Raw genomic sequence first — 18,907 nt, forward strand, 5'->3', positions numbered from 1 at the left:
ATGACGGACATCCTGCGCCGCATCGAAGCCTATAAGCGAGAGGAGATCGCCGCTGCGAAAGCGCGCGTTCCGCTCGAAGAGTTGAAGGCGCGGGCCGCCGATCAGTCGGCGCCGCGCGGTTTCCACGCCGCGCTTGTGGCCCGGCGGGAAAAAGGCCAGTTCGGGCTGATCGCCGAAATCAAGAAGGCGAGCCCCTCGAAGGGTTTGATCCGGCCCGATTTCGACCCTCCGGAACTGGCGAAGGCCTATGCCGCGGGCGGCGCTGCCTGCCTCTCCGTCCTGACCGACGCGCCGAGCTTCCAGGGTGCGCCGGAGTTCCTGACGAAGGCACGCGAGGCCTGCCCGCTCCCGGCTCTGCGCAAGGACTTCATGTTCGACACCTATCAGGTTTTCGAAGCGCGCGCCTGGGGCGCCGATTGCATACTGCTGATCATGGCTTCGCTTGGCGACGATGATGCGCGCCGGCTGGAAGAAGCCGCGTTTACACTCGGCATGGATGTCCTCGTCGAAGTACACGACGCGGAGGAGATGGAGCGAGCACTTCGCCTGTCATCGCCGCTCATCGGGATCAACAACCGTAATCTCAGGACGTTCGAGGTCGACCTCGCCGTCTCCGAACGGCTCGCGGCAATGGTTTCCTCAGACCGTCTCCTGGTCGGCGAAAGCGGCGTTTTCACCCACGAAGACTGCCGGCGCCTCGAGATGAGCGGGATTACGACCTTCCTGGTCGGTGAAAGCCTGATGAGGAAGGACGACGTGGAGGCGGCGACGCGCGCGCTGCTGACCGGCTCGGCAAATATCCTGGCGGCAGAGTGATGAGCGGGCCGACCCTCACCCATATAGACAGCGCCGGCGAAGCCCGCATGGTCGATGTCGGCGACAAGACCGAGACGGTCCGCATCGCTGTCGCGGAGGGCTTCGTCAGGATGAAGCCGGAGACGCTGACACTCATTCGCGAAGGAAATGCCAAGAAGGGCGACGTGATCGCGACCGCCCGGCTGGCGGGCATCATGGCCGCCAAGCAGACATCCAGCCTCATTCCGCTCTGCCATCCCTTGATGCTGACGAAAGTGTCCGTCGATATTATGCCGGATGACGCCCTTCCCGGGTTGCGTGTCGAAGCGATGGCGAAGCTGACCGGACGGACGGGTGTCGAAATGGAGGCGTTGACCGCCGTCAGCGTAGCCTGCCTGACGATATACGACATGGCCAAGGCCGCTGACCGGGAAATGGAAATCTCCGGCGTGCGGCTGGTCAGCAAGTCGGGCGGGCGTTCCGGCGATTATCACCGCGGGGGAGAGATGCGCTGATGTCGCTTCTTTCGGTCGAGGAAGCACTTCAGAGGATTTTGGCCAGGGCCAATCCGCTGCAACGGACGGAGCGCGTTTCGCTGCAGGAATGCCTCGGAAGGGTGCTCTCCGAGAACGTAGCGGCCAAGCTGACTCACCCCCCTTTCGACAACTCCGCGATGGATGGTTATGCAGTCCGCCACGAGGATATCGCCGAAGTCGGAGCGGAGCTCTCCGTTATCGGCCAGTCGGCCGCAGGACACCGTTTTCGCGGCGAAGTGAAAGGCGGGGAGGCCGTACGCATCTTTACCGGCGCGCCGGTACCTGCAGGCGCCGATACCGTAATCATCCAGGAAGACACGGAAAAACTGCCGGACGGCCGCATCCGCACCCTATTTGCGCCGGCAAAGGGCCGCCACATCCGTTTGGCGGGCCAGGATTTCCTGGCAGGTGACGTCGCGCTTTCCGCCGGAAGCGCGCTCGATGCCGGCCGCCTGACGCTCGCGGCCGGCATGAATCATCAGGACCTGCCGGTTTTCGCGCGAACCAAGGTTGCAATCATCGCCACGGGCGACGAGTTGTTGCCGCCGGGAAGTTCCCTCGGCCCCGACCAGATCATCGCTTCCAACAGTTTCGGAATCGCTGCGGTTGCCCGCGACAATGGGGCCGAAGTTCTTGATCTCGGCATCGTCGGCGACGATCGGGCAGCGATCGCCAGCGCCGTCGCCAAGGCACAGGCAGCCCAGGTGGACGTGCTGGTAACACTCGGAGGAGCCTCGGTCGGCGATCACGATCTCGTCCAGTCGACGCTTCTCGGCTGCGGCATGACGCTGGACTTTTGGCGCATCGCCATGCGGCCGGGAAAACCGCTGATGGTCGGCGATCTCGACGGCGTCACGGTACTCGGCCTTCCCGGAAACCCGGTTTCGAGCCTCGTCTGCGCCCTGCTCTTCCTTGAGCCTTTGACGCGCAAGCTTTCGCATCTGCCGCCCCGTTCGAGACTGGTCGATGCACGGCTTGCCGCAGCGCTGCCGGCCAATGACCGGCGCCAGGATTATATACGTGCCCGCCTCACGCTCGAGGCGGACGGTTCGCTCGTGGCGCATCCCTTCCCGCGGCAGGATTCGTCCATGGTCAGCGTTTTCGCGCAGTCCGACGGGTTGATCGTGCGGCGACCGGGTGCTCCCGAAGCCGCAAGCGGAGAGGCATGCAGGGTTTTCAGGCTCAGAGATCCCGCCTGACTTGCGTTGGACCTAATTGAAATGCCCTCGAGATCGGCGAAGAAGGCTGGAGAGCTGAGCTACGGCGCCCTGCCCGCGGGAGGTTTTTCCTGCGCCGCTTTCCGAAACAACAAGGCCGATGCGACCCAGAGCATTGCGAACAAGGCATTGACGCCAAGGATCTCCAGCGGCGGACTTGCCGGGTAACCCATCCCTGCGGCTACCGCGACCGCGGCGACCAGCGCCTGCGCGAGCGCGGTTGCGAAGAAAGCGCGTGCCATTCCGGCCGGCTGAAAGCGCGCAATGAAGGCGCTGATGATGCCGAACGCCAGCACCCCGCCATAGAGGAGGTTGGCGGGGTCATCCTCGGTCCCGATGATGCCAACGGCGAGATTCGCCCACACCAGGAGGAATGCTGTCGCCAGCGCAAGGCCGATGGCTGCGCGGTATGCGTTGCCGGCAGAGAACCTCGCCGACGCCTCATAGACGCCGCCTGCGGCGATCAGCATGGCTCCGAAGACAGCGAAATCGGCGACATCCCAGGCCACTTCCTCCGTGACTTGCATTGCGAGCAAGGGCAGCAGCATAAGCGCTGCGGCCGCGCCCCACGCCGCTCTCCTCCAGAGTCTCCCGCGTCCCTTACGATTTTCCGCCTTCGCCGCCATCTGCATCGCCCGCGCGCATTCACCTCGACTACTTCCAAGCGGATCGCGGTGATTTTAGGTCGGATCGACCTGAAATCATGAATGTGATCGATTCCGATGAGTCGAGACGCGGGATGTCGCGGAAAACCGCGTCATGAAAGTGTTTCACCGGCCCGGCTGACGAGGATCTTGTCGATGCGTCGGCCGTCCATGTCGATCACCTCGAAGCGGTAGCCGTGGGCCTCGGCGGTGTCGCCCTCCTCCGGAGTCTTGCGCAACTGCTGCACCAGGAAGCCGGCTATGGTTTCGAAATCGCCGTCCGCTTCGATTCCATCGATGCCGATCTGGAGATGAATTTCATCGATCGGCGTCCGTCCGTCTACGATATAGCTGCCGTCGTCGCGCTGGCGAATGAGAGCGTGTTCGGAATTATCATAATTCGACGGGATGACGCCGACGATTGCCTCCAGGATGTCGGCGGTGGTGATGATCCCCTCCGTGCTCCCGTATTCGTCGACAATCATCGCCATATTGATGCTGGACGACTTGAAGGCTTCGAGAGCCTTCAGACAGGAGGCCGTCTCCGGCAGGGTAAGAATTTCGCGGACATAATCGCGGATGTTGAAGGGCGCGGCCGGCGCAACATTCAATATTTCCTTGGTAAGGACCGCGCCGATGACATCACCCGATGGGCCGTCGATCACCGGGTAGCGCGAGTGGCCGAATTGCCGGATCTTCTGTCCGATCGTCTCCAGGCTGTCGTGAACGTCGATGAAACCGACCTCTGTGCGGTGGGTCATGATCGATTTGACGTTCCGATCGCCGAGGCGGATGATTCGCCGCAGCATCTCGTGCTCGCTCTTCTCGATGGCGCCGCTTTCGACGCCTTCCGCCATGATCGCCTGCACTTCCTCTTCGGTGACGCGATCGGCATCCTCCGGCCTCATGCCCATGAGCCGCATCGCAATAGAGGCCGCCGTTTCGAAAATAAAAACGACCGGCGCTGCGATACGGGAAAGCAGCGCCATCGGACCGGCGACGAACATGGCCAGCCCTTCCGGATTTCGCAGCGCCAGCTGCTTGGGGATGAGCTCGCCGATGACCACCGACAGAAATGTAATCAGCGTGACGACGAGTGCGACCGCGACGGTGTCGCCGTAAGGGCTGATCCAACCGATGTCGTTCAGGAACGGAGCAATCTTTGCCGCGATCGTCGCGCCGCCATAGGCGCCCGCGAGGATGCCGACAAGGGTGATGCCGACCTGCACCGTCGACAGGAACTTGCCCGGATCCTCGGCCAGCGTCAGCGCGGCCTCCGCGCGCCGGTTACCCTGCTTCACCATCTGACGAAGCAGCGGCCTGCTTGCCGAGACGATTGCCATTTCCGACAACGCGAAGAAAGCGTTGATCAAGAGCAGAATGAAAATGACAAGAAGCTCGAACATAGTCTCCGGTTCACCGTTGAAGAAAAGGCGGCCGCGCGACTGCCCGCTTCCCAGATAGGCTAAGCCGCATGGTCGGGCAAGGCCACCAGCAGGATTTCACGGCCGGGCGCCGGAGCCTGGATCGCGATGTTCTGAGGTCGGCCGACCTAAAAGCATGAACGTAAGTTAGAGCGGGAAGTCCGAGCGGCGTCTCATAAGACGGGCGGCGCTGTAGGAACGTATCGGAGGACTGCAATCTCTCCTCCCCTCATCCCTGTGCTCGTCACAGGGATCCAGCAGCGCCGCGTCTGCGGCGCGGAAAGCGTTCTTTCAGCCCAAGGACTTGGTCTGGCTGGATTCCTGTGACAAGCACAGGAATGAGGACCGGGGATGTGCGCCTATTGCAACATTCGCTGCGAATAATGCGAGGGATGGTCGACCTGCGCGCCGAGGGCCGCACCCTCTCCGCCCCCTGTGCTCGTCACAGGGATCCAGCAGCGCCGCGTCTGCGGCGCGGGAAGCCTTCTTCAGCCCAAGGACTTGGTCTGGCTGGATGCCTGTGACGAGCACAGGAATGAGGAAGTCAAAAAAAGCGCGGCGGGTGTCCCGAATCTCAACAGGCCTTAGAAGGCCGCTGTCTTGTCAAAGTGTTTGAGGGTCTTCGGTCAGGCTTCTGCACCGCCGCCGCTTAGCGCCTGACGGATACGCGCACGCCCTACCTTGATCACGTGCTCCATCGCCAGGCGTGCAGCCGCTTCGTCGCGTTTGCCGATCGCCTCGACGATGCGGATATGGTTGCGCGCAACTTCGTCGATGCCGCCCTTCTCAGCTGTCGGCGAACTTAGCTTGAAGACGCCCACAAGAGCTGCCTCGATCAAGCCCCCGACGGTACGCAGGAAGGGATTGCCGGATGCTTCGATAACCGAGAGATGGAACTTGAGGTCCGCTACGGCGAGGCTCTCGGGGGTGTGATTCGCCTCGCCCATGGCGACGGCGAGCCGCATCATCCCCGCGATTTCCGCATCCGACGCGTTTCTTGCCGCCAGTGCCGCAGCATGGGTCTCGAAGGCAAGCCGTACCTCGCTCAGATGGTAGAGAAAGTCCTCATCGACGCCGCAGGCGAAATGCCAGGTGAGAATGTCGCTGTCGAAGAGATTCCATTCCTTTCGGGGCGTGACGCGCGTGCCGATCCGGGCGCGCGGAACGATCATGCCCTTGGCGGCAAGCGTCTTCATCGCTTCGCGCAGTACCGTCCGCGAGACGCGGAAACGGAGCGCCAGTTCAGGATCTCCGGGGAGAATGCTGCCGACCGGGAACTCGCCCGAAACGATCGCCTTGCCGAGCTGATCCACGACCTGTGCATGGCTCGTCCGCTTCGGCGTGCCGGATATCACGGTCTCAAGCACGCTCTTCAACCACTCCTCCCCAGGGAAACTCCTCATCGTCAGCGTGATTCTTGCCGGCGACGATCAACACTAGATCGAATAGACGATTCCTGAAAGGCCTGCGGAGAGTTGCAGGTAGGCCGTCGGACTATAGAAAACCCCGCGCACGAGGCGCGGGGTTGCAATAGCCGTGTTCGGGCGTTCGATTATTGCGGCAGCTTGTCGTCTACGCCTTCGACATAGAAGTTCATGCCGAGCAGCGTCGCGTCGTCGGCGGTCTCGCCCTCTCTCAGCCACGGGCTGCCATCCTGCTTGTTGAGCGGACCGGTAAACGGCTTCAGTTCGCCGGACTTGATTTTCGCCTCCGTCGCTTCCGCCATCGCCTTCACGTCATCGGGCATGTTGGTGTAGGGCGCCATGGTCAGGATGCCGTCCTTCAGGCCGTCCCAGCTCGAAGTCGTCGACCATGTTCCATCGAGGAAAGCCTTGGTGCGCTTCACATAGTAGGCGCCCCAGGTATCGACGATCGCAGTCAATTGCGTCTGCGGGCCGGCGGCAATCATGTCGGATGCCTGACCGAAAGCCTTGATACCGCGCTCGGCTGCGACCTGCATCGGCGCGGTCGTGTCGGTATGCTGAGTGATGATATCGACGCCCTGGTCGATGAGCGCCTTGGCGGCGTCCGCTTCCTTGCCCGGATCGAACCAGGTGTTCGCCCATACGACCTTGATCTTGAAGTCCGGATTGACCGCCCGGGCACCGATGACGAAGGCGTTGATGCCCATCACCACCTCGGGAATCGGGAAGGAGGCGATGTAGCCGGCAACGCCCTTTTCCGACATTTTCGCGGCGATCTGGCCCTGGATGTAGCGGCCTTCGTAGAAACGGCTGTTATAGGTGGCCACGTTCGGCGCGGTCTTGTAGCCGGTCGCGTGCTCGAACTTCACATCCGGGAATTTGCCGGCGATCTTGATCGTAGCATCCATGAACCCGAAGGACGTGGTGAAAATCAGACCACAGCCGGAACGCGCCAGGCGCTCGATCGCGCGTTCGGCGTCCGGACCTTCCGGCACGTTTTCCAGGAACTGCGTTTCGATCTTGTCGCCGAGTTCCTTTTCGAGCTCCTGGCGGCCGATGTCGTGGGCCTGGGTCCAGCCGCCGTCTGTCTTCGAGCCGACATAGATGAAGCAGATCTTTGCCTTCTCCTGAGCGCTTGCAGCCGGCGCGATACCGAGCACGGCGACGGTGGTTGCGAGGGCGACGAGTAGTTTTTTCATTTTTGACCTCTGTCGGTTTGAGAAATGTCCGTCTGGCTATTGTTCTTCACCGGTCCGGCACAAACGGCTTGCCGAGCGATGCCGGCGTATTGATCAGGGTCATGCGCCGGTTATGCGATATGAGAATGAGTACGACGATCGTTGCGAGATAGGGAAGCGCAGTCAGGAACTGCGACGGAATGCCGATGCCGAAAGCCTGCGCATGAAGCTGGCTTATCGAGACGGCTCCGAAGAGATATCCTCCGGCGACCACGCGCCAGGGCCGCCAGGAGGCAAAAACCACCAATGCCAGCGCGATCCAGCCGCGGCCGGCCGACATGTTCTCCACCCATTGAGGCGTGTAGACGAGCGACAATTGCGCGCCGGCAAGTCCGGCGCAGGCGCCGCCGAACAGAACGGCCAGGTAGCGGGTGCGAATGACGTTCACGCCGAGGGCGTGGGCCGAGGCGTGGCTGTCGCCCACCGCCCGCAACTTCAACCCCGCACGGCTCCGGAACAGAAACAGATGGACGCCCACCACGATCGCAACCGACGCATAGAATATGGCGTCCTGCCGAAACAAAAGCGGTCCGACGACCGGTATCTTCGACAGGAGCGGAATTGCGATCGGCTGCAGCTTGATACCCTGCATCCCGAGAAAACTTTCTCCGACCATTCCGGAAACGCCGAGCCCGAGGAGCGTGAGCGCCAGGCCGGTCGCTACCTGGTTGGCAACGAGCGTCAGCGTCAGGAAGCCGAACAGCAGCGAAAACACGGCGCCGGCAGCGATGCCGGCAAGAATTCCTACATAGGGCGAGCCGCTGAGCTGCGTCGCTGCGAAGGCGCAGACAGCGCCCATGATCAGCATGCCTTCGACGCCGAGGTTGAGCACGCCGGACCGTTCGGCGACGAGCTCGCCCAGGGCGGCGAGGACCAGTGGCGTCGCAGCCGTGATGACGCTTAAGAGGATTGCTTCGACTATGCCCATCAGTGCGCCTCTTCCGTCTTGACCGCTGCGAAGCGATCCCACACCAGCCTGATGCGATAGTGAATGAGCGCGTCGCACGACAGCACGAAGAACAGCAGCAGCCCCTGGAAGACGCGCGTCACCTTGTCGGATACGCCGATCGAAAGCTGCGCGGCCTCGCCGCCGAGATAAGTCAACGCCAGGACGAGACCGGCGGCCACGATTCCGAGCGGATTGAGCCGGCCGAGGAACGCGACGATGATGGCGGTGAAGCCGTAACCGGGCGAGATCACCGGACGCAGCTGCTGCATGGCTCCACTCACTTCCGAAATGCCGGCGAGCCCCGCCAGCGCGCCGGAAAACAGCATCGAGAACCAGATCATCCTGCGCGAGGAAAAGCCGGCAAAGCGCCCTGCCCGCTCGGATTGGCCGAGAACGGTGATTTCGAATCCCTTCAACGTATAGCGCATCATGAACCACACCAGCACCGCCGCGATGATCGCGAAGGCAAAACCCCAATGCGTACGCCCCGAGGCGAGCATTTCGGGAAGGACAGCGTCCGCGCCGAAAGTTCGCGTTTCCGGGAAGTTCATACCTTGAGGGTTGCGCCAAGGGCCACGCACGAGCCAGTCGAGAAAGAGCTGGGCCACGTAGACCAGCATCAGACTCGTCAAGATCTCGTTCGTATTCATATGCGCTTTCAGGAAGGCCGGTATCGCGGCGAAGAGCGCTCCACCGAGCATGCCGAGAAGCATCATCAGCGGCAGTATCAACGGCGACTGCCAATCGTAGAAGAGTACCGGGAGGGCCGACCCGGCGATTGCGCCCATGATGAACTGCCCTTCTGCGCCGATGTTCCAGTTGTTGGAGCGGAAGCAGACGGAGAGCCCGACGCCGATCAGGATCAGTGGCGCCGCCTTGATCGCGAGTTCGTGCAGCGACCAGACCTCGCTCAGCGGCTCCACGAAGAAGCTGTAGAGCGCGGTCGCCGGATTCTTGCCGAGCAATGCGAACATCACGCCGCCGAAGATGATGGTCAGCGCAAAAGCGATGAACGGCGAGAGGATGGAAAACAGCGTCGAGGCCTTCGCGCGCTTTTCAAGTTCAATGCGCATGCGCTGCTCCCGTACCTTCCGCCCCGCCTTCCGATCGGCCATACATGCCGCCCATCAACAGGCCGATCTTTTCGCGCGAAAGTTCACGGGCCGGATAGGGATCGGAGAGACGCCCGTCGCTTATGACGGCAATCTCGGTCGCCACTTCGAATATTTCATCGAGGTCCTGACTGATGACAAGGACAGCGGATCCCGCTTTTGCGAGATCGACCAAGGCCTGACGGATACGGCTCGCCGCTCCGGCGTCGACTCCCCAAGTGGGCTGGTTGACGACGAGCACGGCCGGCTGACGGTCGAGTTCCCGTCCGACGATAAACTTCTGCAGATTGCCGCCAGAGAGTGATCCGGCCGGCGGATCCTCGCCGCTCTTGCGCACGTCCATCGCCTCGGCAATCCGCTTCGTCGCCGCCTGGACGGCGCCGTGGCGGATGATCTTCAGTGCGCCGCCGCCGAGAAAAGCCCGTCGATCCGATTGGCTGCGCGCGAGCACGAGATTGTCGGAGAGCGACAGCGCCGAGACCGCGGCGTGCCCGTGGCGCTCCTCCGGCACGAAACCGGCGCCCATCAGACGGCGGGCATTGATGTTCCTGGTCCCCACCGGCCGCTGGCGGATCTGGATGGCATTGTCGTCGGCGACCGGATATTCGCCCGAAAGCGCATCGAAGAGCTCGCTCTGCCCGTTGCCGGCCACACCGGCGATCGCGAGCACCTCGCCTGCCCTGACCTTGAGACAGATGTTCTTCAAGGAGACTGCAAAGGGCGTGCGCGCCGCGACGGAAAGATGCCGCGCCTCCAACTGCACGTCGCCTCTGGTGCTCGTTCCCTCCGGCGTCACGACGGCAACGTCGCTGCCTACCATCATGCGTGCAAGAGAGGCGGGCGTTTCCGCGCGCGGATCGCAGGCGCCGGTTACCTTGCCGTGTCTCAGCACCGTCGCGCGGTCGCAGATGCGCTGCACTTCCTCGAGACGATGACTGATATAAAGGACGGAACGCCCCTCCGATCGCAATTTCTGCAGCGTCTCGAAAAGGCGGTCGGCTTCCTGGGGCGTCAGCACCGAAGTCGGTTCGTCGAGGATGATGAGCTGCGGGTTCTGCAGGAGAGCCCGGACGATTTCGATCCGCTGCCTTTCTCCGACCGAGAGATCGGCGACGTGCGCCTTCGGATCGAGCGGCAGGCCATAGATGCGCGACAGCCGTGACGCTTCCTCGGCAACCCGGGCAAGCGAAACCGACCTGACCATTGAAAGGGCGATATTCTCGGCGACTGTCAGCGCCTCGAACAGAGAGAAATGCTGAAAGACCATGCCTATGCCGAGCCGGCGGGCGTCGCTCGGGCTGCCGATGCGAACATTCGACCCCTGCCACATGATCTCGCCGGCGCTCGGCGCGAGCACGCCGAACAGCATCTTCACCAGCGTCGACTTTCCCGCGCCGTTCTCGCCGAGCAGCGCGTGGATTTCTCCGGGTTCTATCTGCAGATCGATTGCATTGCAGGCCGCGAACGAGCCGAACAATTTCGTAAGGTTGCGAACGGCCAGCAGCGGGCCGCTCGCGGTTTGTCCCTTTTCAGGCACGCTGCCCTCTTCCCCTCTTCGATCCCCGCTCGCTTTACTGCACGTTCCTTTGATCGTACCCGATCAATCGACAAGAACCTGCAGCCACGTGAAGACTACGGCGACCTTCGCGTCCGATAAGACGCCGGCGCCGTAAGGCTTCGGTCAGGGAATCAGCAATGTCGTTCCACTTGTTTTTCTTGTTTCGAGATCCGTATGCGCCCGACCTGCTTCGGCGAGCGGATAGGTCTGATTGATATTGATACGCACTTTGTTGCTTTGCACAACATCAAACAGGGAATTTGCACATGCCTCCAGGGCCGGCCGGGTCGCGACATAAGTGAAGAGCGTCGGGCGCGTCGCATAGAGCGCGCCCTTCTGCGCCAGGATACCGATGTTGAAAGCATCCACCGGCCCGGAGGAATTGCCGAAGCTGGCCCAGAGGCCGCGCGGCTTCAGGCAGTCGAGCGAGGCCGGATAGGTGTCGCGCCCAACGGAATCATAGACGACATCGACGCCGCGCCCTCCGGTCAAGTCCTTGACGCGCTCCACGAAATTGTCCGTGCGGTAGTTGATGACGTGGTCGTAGCCATGGGCAAGAGCCAGATCGATCTTCTCCTGCGATCCGGCTGTTCCGATCACCGTCGCACCAAGTGCCTTGGCCCACTGCCCCGCAATGAGCCCGACGCCGCCCGCGGCGGCGTGAAAGAGCAAGGTCGTCTCCGGGCCTACCTTGAAGGTCTGGTTGAGAAGGTATTGCGCGGTCATGCCCTTGAGCATCATCGCAGCCGCCGTCTCCAGGCTGATTCCGTCCGGCACCTTCAAGAGTTGCGAGGCGTCTACGTTGCGCTCGCTGGCATAGGCGCCGTCAGCGGATGCATAGGCGACGCGGTCGCCGACCGAAAACATGCTGACCCCATCGCCCACCGCAGTCACTACTCCGGCGCCTTCCTTGCCCGGAACGAAGGGAAGTCCGGTCGCCGACTTGTAGAGGCCGGTGCGAAAATAGACGTCGATGAAATTGAGGCCGATCGCCACCTGCCGGATCTGCACTTCGCCGGGTCCGGGCGCCGCAAGCGTCACGCCCTCCATCTTCAGAACTTCCGGTCCGCCAAGTTCGCGAACGACGATCGCCTGTGCCATGTCCAACTCCTAGTCGATTGCGATGATTTCGGGCCGAGCCTGACCGATCGCGCTCAGGCACGCCCGAGTTTCGGGAATATCTGCAGTATGAAACCGATGACGTAGAGGTAAAGCCCGGTTGCCGCGACGCCCACCACCACCCAGGGCGGGGTCTCGAAATGCAGGAGCAACGCATACATGCCGAGCACCGACCAGATGAGAAAGACGCCGAGATTGAGCGGTCTCAGCCTCTTCACACGCACCGGATGCAGGAAGTTGATGGGCAGGAACGTCAAAACCACGGAAAGGAAAACCACAATCGATGCAGTGACTTCGCTCGCCTGGATCACAAAAAGGGTGAAGACGACCATGTTCCACACGACCGGAAATCCGGAGAAGAAATACTCATCCGTCTTCATCCCCATATCCGCATAGTAGATGGCGCTCGAAACCACGATCGCTCCGGCGGCCACGAACGACCAGGGTTCGCCGATCATGCCGCTCTGGTAGAGCGCGAAGGCCGGCAGCAGCACATAGGTCACGTAGTCGATGACGTTGTCGAGCGTATCGCCCGACCAGTTGGGCAGCACCTCCTTGACCTGGACCTTGCGGGCGATCGGCCCGTCGATGCCGTCGACGAGCAAGGCCAGACCGAGCCACCAGAACATGTCGACGAAGCGGTGCTCTGCCGCGGCGACGACGCCGAGAAAGGCCAGGAACGATCCGGACGCTGTAAGGATATGCACGGAAAAGGCGCGGATTTCCGCGTAAGGAACGCGTCTGTAATTGAAGAACTTCATGTGCGAAGCCGCCCTGTCCCTTGTCCGTGCGCCGCCAGTCAGCCGCTCTTTCAGCACCGGCACCACTTTGGCCGTAATATGCACCGTTTGCCGAGCATCGCCAGCAAATTCCAACCGTTCGCCACTTTGAGGCGGTATTGTCCTGTGGACATGCGGCGCATGCCCCTGCGGTGATTCTGCCCATTTATTTCAATGGGGTAAGCGGCTAGAACTAAAGCATGTCGCCCGAAGCTGTGGGCACGAACAGCACGCTGAAGGACTTCGGATGAACGCGGGCACTTCAGGCTGCAATATCGAGACGAACGCGGGCAACCGCACGGGAGGGCCTGTCGGCCATGGATCACTATGACATCGCAATAATCGGCGCGGGGCTTGCCGGCTCGTTGGCGGCCATCGCTCTTGCACGCGAAGGTCACCGTGTTGCGCTCGTCGGCCCGCGGCCTGCCATCGCCGACGGCCGCACCACCGCGCTCATGGACCAGTCGATCGAATATTTGAGGAAGCTCGATCTTTGGGATGAGGTCGAGCCGCTGACGGCACCACTGGTCGCCATTCACATCCTCGACGGGACCAGGCGGCTTTTTCGGGCGCCCCCGGTCAATTTCCGCGCCTCCGAAGTAGGCCTCGAGGCTTTCGGCTACAACATTCCGAACGCGCCCTTCCTCGAGATTGTGGAAAGGCACGAAGCGGAACTGCCGACGCTCGAGCGTGCGACCGCCGCGGCAACGAGAATCGACATCGACGGCGCAGAGATTCGGATCGGCCTTGGCGATGGCCGCTCGATCACTGCCGATCTGGTGGTCGGCGCCGACGGGCGACGCTCGGCCGTGCGGGAGGCGGCCGGGATCGGCGTTCGCACCTGGTCCTATCCCCAGGCTGCTATCGTCCTGAATTTCAGCCATGAACTGCCGCATCAGGACGTTTCGACCGAGTTCCATACGGAAAGCGGTCCGTTTACGCAGGTGCCGCTTCCCGGCAATCGCTCGAGCCTCGTCTGGGTCCGGAAGCCTCGCGATGCCGAGGAGATGCTGACGCTTGCACCGGATATCCTCTCGCGCACGATCGAGGATCGAATGCAGTCGATTCTCGGCAAGGTCACGACAGAGGGAATGCCGCAATCATTTCCGCTTTCCGGCCTTTCTGCCCGTCGTTTCGGCAAGGGTCGCGTCCTGCTCGTCGGCGAAGCCGCCCATGCCTTTCCACCGATCGGGGCCCAAGGGCTGAACCTCAGTCTTCGCGACATCATGACCCTTGTCGATCTCGTCGGCCGGCCAACGGGCAGCCGCCTGCCGGCAGACACAGGCGACCGCTTCGATGGCCGGCGGCGCGCCGACATTCTCAGCCGCACGGCGAGCGTCGACCTGCTCAACCGTTCGCTGCTCTCGAATTTTCTGCCGGTGCAGGCCTTGCGTGCGGCTGGCCTGCATCTCCTCTCCTCTGCAGGCCCGTTGCGCGGACTTTTGATGCGCGAGGGAATTCATCCCGGCAGCGCGCTGCAGGCGTTCAAGGAGGGCTTACGGGAACAGATCCGCCGGAAGAGCGCCTGAGCGTATGAGGTATAGCAGCCCGGTGACCGTCGCGACGGAGAGCAGCGTCGTGATGAGGATCGTCGCCGATGCCCGCTCCTGCCAGACGCCGTATTGTTGGCCGATCACGAACACATTGGTTGCGGTCGGCAGCGAGGCGAGCAGCACTGCCGTCTGCACCCAGATGGGATCGTAGGCACCGCCAAGGCTGAGCGCCAGATACATGAGCACCGGATGAAGCACGAGCTTCGCCGGCACGATGTAACCGATCTCCGCGGGAATACGCTTAAGCGGGCGCAGCGCAAGCGTGACCCCCATCGCAAACAGGGCGCAAGGCGCCGCCGCTTGCGCCAGGTAGTCGATCAGCCGCTGCAGCGGCAGCGGGGCCTCGAAAGAGAGAAAAGCCGCGGCGACGCCGGCAAAGGTCGACAGGATGAATGGATGAAAGGCTATCCGGCGCGCAATGCCCAGCGCGAGGACTGCAGGCTTCTGCTTGCTGCCACCCGCAGCCGCCATCAGCGCCGGAGCGACGGTGAAATGCGCTGCATTCTCGAAACAGAAAATCAGCGCCACCGGAACGGCCGCCGTCTCCCCGAGAGCCAGCAGCGCCAGGCCGGGCCCCATGTAGCCGATATTGCCATAAGCACCGGCGAAGCCCTGCATCGTCGCCTCGGCAACCGTATTGCGGCGAAGGAACAGCCCTATGGCGAAAATCAGAGCAAAGACGACATAGGTCGTGCCTACGCTGGTCAGGATGAAATCGGCACGGGTAAGCTCCTCCACCGGCGTGCGCGATACCAGCTTGAAGAAGAGCGCCGGCAGCGCCAGGTAGACGATGAACGTGTTCAGCCAGCCCATCGCCTCGCCCGGATGGTCGACGAGGCGCGCCGTCAGGTAGCCGAGAAAGATGAGGCCGAAGAACGGCAGCACCAGACCCGTGATTTCCGCCATGATCTCCCTCGCCGCTGCTGGAGCGCTTCCAGGAAAAGTGTGTAGCGGTTTTCCGTCCGGAAGTGCGTTGTTTAAAGACTCAGCGCTTCCAGGAAAAGTGCGTAGCGGTTTTCCGTCCGGAAGTGCGTTGTTTAAAGACTCAGCGCTTCCGGGAAAAGTGGGTGACGTTTTCCGTCCGGAAGCTGTAGCTGGGCGTGCTTAGCCGATTTGGGAGAGAATTGGGAAGGTCTGCTGGAACCAGATCGCGACGGAACTGACGAAACCGAAGAGGAAAGCAAGGCCGGCGGCGACGAGCAGAGCGCCCATCAGCTTTTCGATGAGCCCCAGATGGCGGCGAAAACGCGAAAGAAAACGCATGAAGGCACTGGAAAAGCCCGCCGCGATCCAGAACGGCACTGCGAGCCCGAGCGAATAGATCGCCAGCAGAGCAGCGCCGTCGGCGACCGTATCGCGCGCGGCGGCAACACCCAGGATGGTGCCCAGCACCGGGCCGATACACGGTGTCCAGCCGAAGGCGAAGGCAAGACCCATGACATAGGCTCCAGACAGGGTCGCCGGCTTGCCACCCTGGAAACGTGCCTCGCGGGCAAGCAGGCCGATCCGGAAGACCCCGAGGAAATGCAATCCCATGACGATGATGATGATCCCGCCTATGCGCGAAAGAAGATCGAGATGCTGCCTGAGCAAAAGACCGATCGAAGAGGCGCCTGCCCCGAGCGCCACGAAGACCGTCGCAAAGCCGAGCGTGAAGAACAGCGCCGCCGGCAGGACGGCCCTGCGCGTGCTTGCGGTTGCCACGGCATTTCCGTCCCGGAACTGGTCGACGGAAACGCCTGCCATATAGCACAGGTAAGGCGGCACCAGGGGCAGGACGCAGGGCGAGAGAAAGGACAGAGCACCTGCCAGAACGGCGGTCCAGATGGAAATATCTGCAATCGACAAGGTATCAGAACTCCGGCACTCGACTTGCCGCCTTCTTACCCGCATGTACGGAGCGAAACCAATCACCTTTTGGCGATCATTTTGACGCACCGAGCCATGGCCGCACCGACGGGGACGGCCGCGCACAGGGCCGCTCGCTTCGAACCCATAATCATGGTTTAGTGCAATTTTTGGGTTGACCGGCGCAAAGCCTGCGTGCATATGTCCGGCCACTCCGCCGGGCCTGCAGGCCCGGCATGGGAGCGCGTAGCTCAGCCGGTAGAGCAACTGACTTTTAATCAGTAGGTCCAGGGTTCGAATCCCTGCGCGCTCACCATAAAAAGACAATCAAACAACGCTTTGCATGATCCTTCTAGCTTTACCCTCGCCTTCAGCCACCCGGCCAGCTTGGCGTCGGCATCAGAATCACAGCCTTGCACTAAGCCCGCGTCGGCGAGCCGCTAGAAATTCAAGTAAATATTGACGCTCGGTCGACGGTTGTAGCGGTAATCGTCGCGGTAGCCGTAGCTCTGGGTGTAGTCATAGCGTGGGAAGCACCTGCCGTAGTAGCGGCATGAACGCCAGGCGTGCCGCCTGTTCCAATGGCTGTCTCGCCAGTTGCGTCGGTGGTCGACCTGCTCAACCGCGCCCGTCTTCACCTGCTCTGGCCTAGGCACGAAGATTGGCGCGGCTCTCGCAGGCAAGGCGAAGGACGCAGCCAAAACTGCGGCTGTGAGGGCCAACAAAAACTTTCTCATGAAGGGATCCTCCTCGGTGCGGATGAGATTGCACCGTGGTGGCTGAACTGCCGATGAATGGGTGCGTTGGTGGTGTCCTGCTAAATCGAATCTACGCAATGCGCAGATCCGGTCGGTTCACTGATATCCGGAACCTCCCCGCCGGTCGTCGGTTCCTCCTTCCCCAGCAGGAGAAACAACATGGCCAAAGACGAACTGAGCGCCGGCTTCACCGGGACGCCGACCGAACCGCCCACTGGCGTCCGAAAGGTAGCGAAGACAGCCACCGACGCAGTGAGCCGCGAGGCTAACGCTGTGGTGGCCGGCGCCGCGGATCACCCATACACAGCGACCGGCCTGGCGCTCACAGTCGGCGCCCTCGCCTTCGCAATCGGCTACGTTATGGGCCGATCGTCAATCGACAACGGGCGGAGTTACTGGCGGTAGATTACCGGCCGGCGCTGCTGGTGTGGGCGCAGATGGTGACCGCGCTGGCCACTGAAGCTCTGATCCGACGCGGCGCCGAGTCTATCATGGTGATCTCTTGCCTTTGCCGGCGGCCTGGGCGAACCTCTGATTCCCATTTCCTGAACTGGCATGTGAAAGCGATGAGCAGCAAAATTTTTGAAACCTTGACCGGCATGTACTTTACGGTCGACGCCGCCGATGGGAGTTACTCCACCGGTCAAGTGATCCGGCTCGCTGCCGAGGGGCTCTATTTCGTTCGGTTCGACGGCAACGAGGTGACATTACCCCTGGAACTCGTGACCGTCGGCGAGATGCTGGACACCACCGAAGAAGAGTACAAGCTCTGGCGGTTTTTCGACACGATCGAGGAACGTGACACGTGGATCGAATGGCTGGACGCGCCGTCTAAGCCGCGGGTCATCTCGCTTGTGAAGCCGACCAAGTAACACGTTCGAACCTGTGACAATGGCCAATATCGATCAGATAATCATGTTTGGCGCCGGTCTCTGGATGACAGCGGCAGGTTTTGGCTTCGTCCAGACGAATACTCAAGTGCCGTGGCTCGTTCAACTCACAAGGCATTTTCGCTGGATGGGGCCGTTGTTGACCGTTATCGCTGTGGTTCTGCTGTTTGCCCCAAGTTAGCAACATGATTTTCCGAATGGCCGTAGAAGATGGGACGAAGAGTTGAACTGATTGCGGTGGCAGTGATCATCATCTCCGCCTTTGTGCTCGTTTGGCTGCTATTTGTCTTCAGTTGAACGCTGAAAAGATCAGCATGGCGTGGTCTGGAGCAAGCGATATTGAAGCGTAACGTGCGCGCCATGAGACTGCTCGCCCTGGCGGCCATTCTGATCGCAGTGCTGCTGCTGTTCCTGCTCGTATCCGGCATTGCCGATGTCCCCTGTCAGGACGGCACCTGGGACCCGAACAGATATACCTGCGTACATACAGGGGTGACGTCATGAAGGCTGCCCCTCGGCACTCCCACATGCTATAAGAGATCGATGACCGAAAACGAACAGCAGTACGAGTTTTCCGAGTTCTCCGGCGAATTTGTCGATGACGACATCATGGTCACCATCGGCATATACCGCCCGGCCGGCACCAATGCGGACTGGACGCTTGAGGTCGTCGATCAAGAGGGATATTCGACCGTCTGGGATGATCTGTTCGCTACCGATCGCGATGCTTTCCAGGAATTTCTGGCGACCGTCCATCGCGACGGGATACGCAGCTTTCTCGATCAGTCGATCCGCACCGTCCATTGACGCTGCATTCCGCGCGCCTGGATGATTGGCATTGGTCCGATGCCGCTGATGTGATCAGGAGGCGGAAAATCGCGCTTGATGTAAATGTGCAAAAGCGCTTTACCTGCCTATGTATTTTGAAGAGGCGTACCGGAATCGCGGAATCAGACCTTTCTCGCTGATGAAACCGCAGATAGCGTCTCTGCGCAGCTGCATTCCGGCTGCGTCCCCGAGTCCAATGAAGGCAACTGGATGAGGGCTTGCCCCGCCATCGTGC

At 61.6% G+C, this 18,907-nt stretch carries 21 protein-coding genes and 1 tRNA gene; 10 read left to right on the plus strand and 12 right to left on the minus strand.

The window, feature by feature from the left end; translation table 11 throughout:
- The 3 genes from trpC to glp are packed head-to-tail and all read left to right on the plus strand — an operon-like array spanning position 1 to position 2,530.
- Complete coding sequence (gene trpC / locus ACFHWW_RS23570) at positions 1 to 816, plus strand: indole-3-glycerol phosphate synthase TrpC (protein ID WP_379941138.1); 816 nt, start codon at positions 1 to 3, stop codon at positions 814 to 816.
- Complete coding sequence (moaC, locus tag ACFHWW_RS23575) at positions 816 to 1,310, plus strand: cyclic pyranopterin monophosphate synthase MoaC (protein WP_379941140.1); 495 nt, start codon at positions 816 to 818, stop codon at positions 1,308 to 1,310. Before trpC ends, moaC begins: the two co-directional genes overlap by 1 nt.
- Complete coding sequence (glp, locus tag ACFHWW_RS23580) at positions 1,310 to 2,530, plus strand: gephyrin-like molybdotransferase Glp (protein ID WP_379941142.1); 1,221 nt, start codon at positions 1,310 to 1,312, stop codon at positions 2,528 to 2,530. Before moaC ends, glp begins: the two co-directional genes overlap by 1 nt.
- 59 nt (positions 2,531 to 2,589) lie before the next feature.
- Here glp and ACFHWW_RS23585 read toward each other — a convergent pair whose 3' ends face one another.
- From ACFHWW_RS23585 to pcsA, 9 genes are all read right to left on the minus strand, one after another.
- Positions 2,590 to 3,180: a hypothetical protein gene (locus tag ACFHWW_RS23585; protein ID WP_324763420.1), complete on the minus strand. Its 591-nt coding sequence runs from the start codon at positions 3,178 to 3,180 to the stop codon at positions 2,590 to 2,592.
- A gap of 125 nt (positions 3,181 to 3,305) precedes the next feature.
- The gene (locus tag ACFHWW_RS23590; protein ID WP_379941144.1) at positions 3,306 to 4,598 is read right to left on the minus strand and encodes a hemolysin family protein; all 1,293 of its coding nucleotides are present in this window, start codon (positions 4,596 to 4,598) and stop codon (positions 3,306 to 3,308) included.
- Positions 4,599 to 5,242: 644 nt separating this feature from the next.
- Entirely contained in the window at positions 5,243 to 5,992 is a 750-nt protein-coding gene (locus ACFHWW_RS23595; protein ID WP_018094988.1) for a FadR/GntR family transcriptional regulator, read from the minus strand.
- Between the two features lie 176 nt (positions 5,993 to 6,168).
- Complete coding sequence (locus ACFHWW_RS23600; protein ID WP_379941146.1) at positions 6,169 to 7,239, minus strand: BMP family ABC transporter substrate-binding protein; 1,071 nt, start codon at positions 7,237 to 7,239, stop codon at positions 6,169 to 6,171.
- A gap of 46 nt (positions 7,240 to 7,285) precedes the next feature.
- Positions 7,286 to 8,206: an ABC transporter permease gene (locus ACFHWW_RS23605; protein WP_018094990.1), complete on the minus strand. Its 921-nt coding sequence runs from the start codon at positions 8,204 to 8,206 to the stop codon at positions 7,286 to 7,288.
- Positions 8,206 to 9,300, minus strand: a complete 1,095-nt coding sequence (locus ACFHWW_RS23610; protein WP_127709946.1) for an ABC transporter permease — start codon at positions 9,298 to 9,300, stop codon at positions 8,206 to 8,208. The genes ACFHWW_RS23605 and ACFHWW_RS23610 overlap by 1 nt, the downstream gene beginning before the upstream one ends.
- Positions 9,290 to 10,876 carry an ABC transporter ATP-binding protein gene (locus tag ACFHWW_RS23615; RefSeq protein ID WP_379941149.1) on the minus strand — a complete coding sequence of 529 codons (1,587 nt, stop codon included), beginning with the start codon at positions 10,874 to 10,876 and terminating at the stop codon, positions 9,290 to 9,292. Before ACFHWW_RS23615 ends, ACFHWW_RS23610 begins: the two co-directional genes overlap by 11 nt.
- A gap of 144 nt (positions 10,877 to 11,020) precedes the next feature.
- Positions 11,021 to 11,998 (minus strand): quinone oxidoreductase, encoded by a 978-nt coding sequence (locus ACFHWW_RS23620; protein ID WP_100673212.1) that lies wholly within the window; start codon positions 11,996 to 11,998, stop codon positions 11,021 to 11,023.
- 53 nt (positions 11,999 to 12,051) lie between these two features.
- Entirely contained in the window at positions 12,052 to 12,777 is a 726-nt protein-coding gene (gene pcsA / locus ACFHWW_RS23625; protein ID WP_379941151.1) for a phosphatidylcholine synthase, read from the minus strand.
- A 335-nt stretch (positions 12,778 to 13,112) separates the two neighbouring features.
- Here pcsA and ACFHWW_RS23630 point away from each other — a divergent pair, with 335 nt between their 5' ends.
- Entirely contained in the window at positions 13,113 to 14,324 is a 1,212-nt protein-coding gene (locus ACFHWW_RS23630; protein WP_338283025.1) for a UbiH/UbiF family hydroxylase, read from the plus strand.
- Here the strand turns inward: ACFHWW_RS23630 and ACFHWW_RS23635 are convergent.
- The gene (locus ACFHWW_RS23635) at positions 14,292 to 15,254 is read right to left on the minus strand and encodes an AEC family transporter (RefSeq protein WP_127709956.1); all 963 of its coding nucleotides are present in this window, start codon (positions 15,252 to 15,254) and stop codon (positions 14,292 to 14,294) included. The two genes, ACFHWW_RS23630 and ACFHWW_RS23635, sit on opposite strands and share 33 nt — an antisense overlap.
- A gap of 198 nt (positions 15,255 to 15,452) precedes the next feature.
- Complete coding sequence (locus ACFHWW_RS23640; protein WP_026168597.1) at positions 15,453 to 16,196, minus strand: cytochrome c biogenesis CcdA family protein; 744 nt, start codon at positions 16,194 to 16,196, stop codon at positions 15,453 to 15,455.
- 240 nt (positions 16,197 to 16,436) lie between these two features.
- Between ACFHWW_RS23640 and ACFHWW_RS23645 the strand changes: the two genes are divergently transcribed.
- A tRNA-Lys gene (locus ACFHWW_RS23645) sits at positions 16,437 to 16,512 on the plus strand.
- A 124-nt stretch (positions 16,513 to 16,636) separates the two neighbouring features.
- Here ACFHWW_RS23645 and ACFHWW_RS23650 read toward each other — a convergent pair.
- The gene (locus ACFHWW_RS23650; RefSeq protein ID WP_275597900.1) at positions 16,637 to 16,933 is read right to left on the minus strand and encodes a hypothetical protein; all 297 of its coding nucleotides are present in this window, start codon (positions 16,931 to 16,933) and stop codon (positions 16,637 to 16,639) included.
- A 180-nt stretch (positions 16,934 to 17,113) separates the two neighbouring features.
- Between ACFHWW_RS23650 and ACFHWW_RS23655 the strand changes: the two genes are divergently transcribed.
- The 5 genes from ACFHWW_RS23655 (at position 17,114) to ACFHWW_RS23675 (ending at position 18,651) form a co-directional block, all read left to right on the plus strand.
- Positions 17,114 to 17,359, plus strand: a complete 246-nt coding sequence (locus tag ACFHWW_RS23655) for a membrane protein (protein WP_018094998.1) — start codon at positions 17,114 to 17,116, stop codon at positions 17,357 to 17,359.
- Positions 17,360 to 17,520: 161 nt separating this feature from the next.
- Entirely contained in the window at positions 17,521 to 17,826 is a 306-nt protein-coding gene (locus tag ACFHWW_RS23660) for a hypothetical protein (RefSeq protein ID WP_026168598.1), read from the plus strand.
- A gap of 19 nt (positions 17,827 to 17,845) precedes the next feature.
- Entirely contained in the window at positions 17,846 to 18,025 is a 180-nt protein-coding gene (locus ACFHWW_RS23665; RefSeq protein ID WP_275597898.1) for a hypothetical protein, read from the plus strand.
- A 158-nt stretch (positions 18,026 to 18,183) separates the two neighbouring features.
- On the plus strand, positions 18,184 to 18,348 hold the full coding sequence (locus ACFHWW_RS23670; RefSeq protein ID WP_379941155.1) for a hypothetical protein: 165 nt from the start codon (positions 18,184 to 18,186) through the stop codon (positions 18,346 to 18,348).
- Between the two features lie 39 nt (positions 18,349 to 18,387).
- Positions 18,388 to 18,651, plus strand: a complete 264-nt coding sequence (locus ACFHWW_RS23675; RefSeq protein WP_018095002.1) for a hypothetical protein — start codon at positions 18,388 to 18,390, stop codon at positions 18,649 to 18,651.
- Positions 18,652 to 18,907 lie beyond the last annotated feature (256 nt).

The organism is Sinorhizobium sp. P24N7 (assembly GCF_042436655.1).
Lineage (GTDB): Bacteria > Pseudomonadota > Alphaproteobacteria > Rhizobiales > Rhizobiaceae > Sinorhizobium > Sinorhizobium meliloti_A.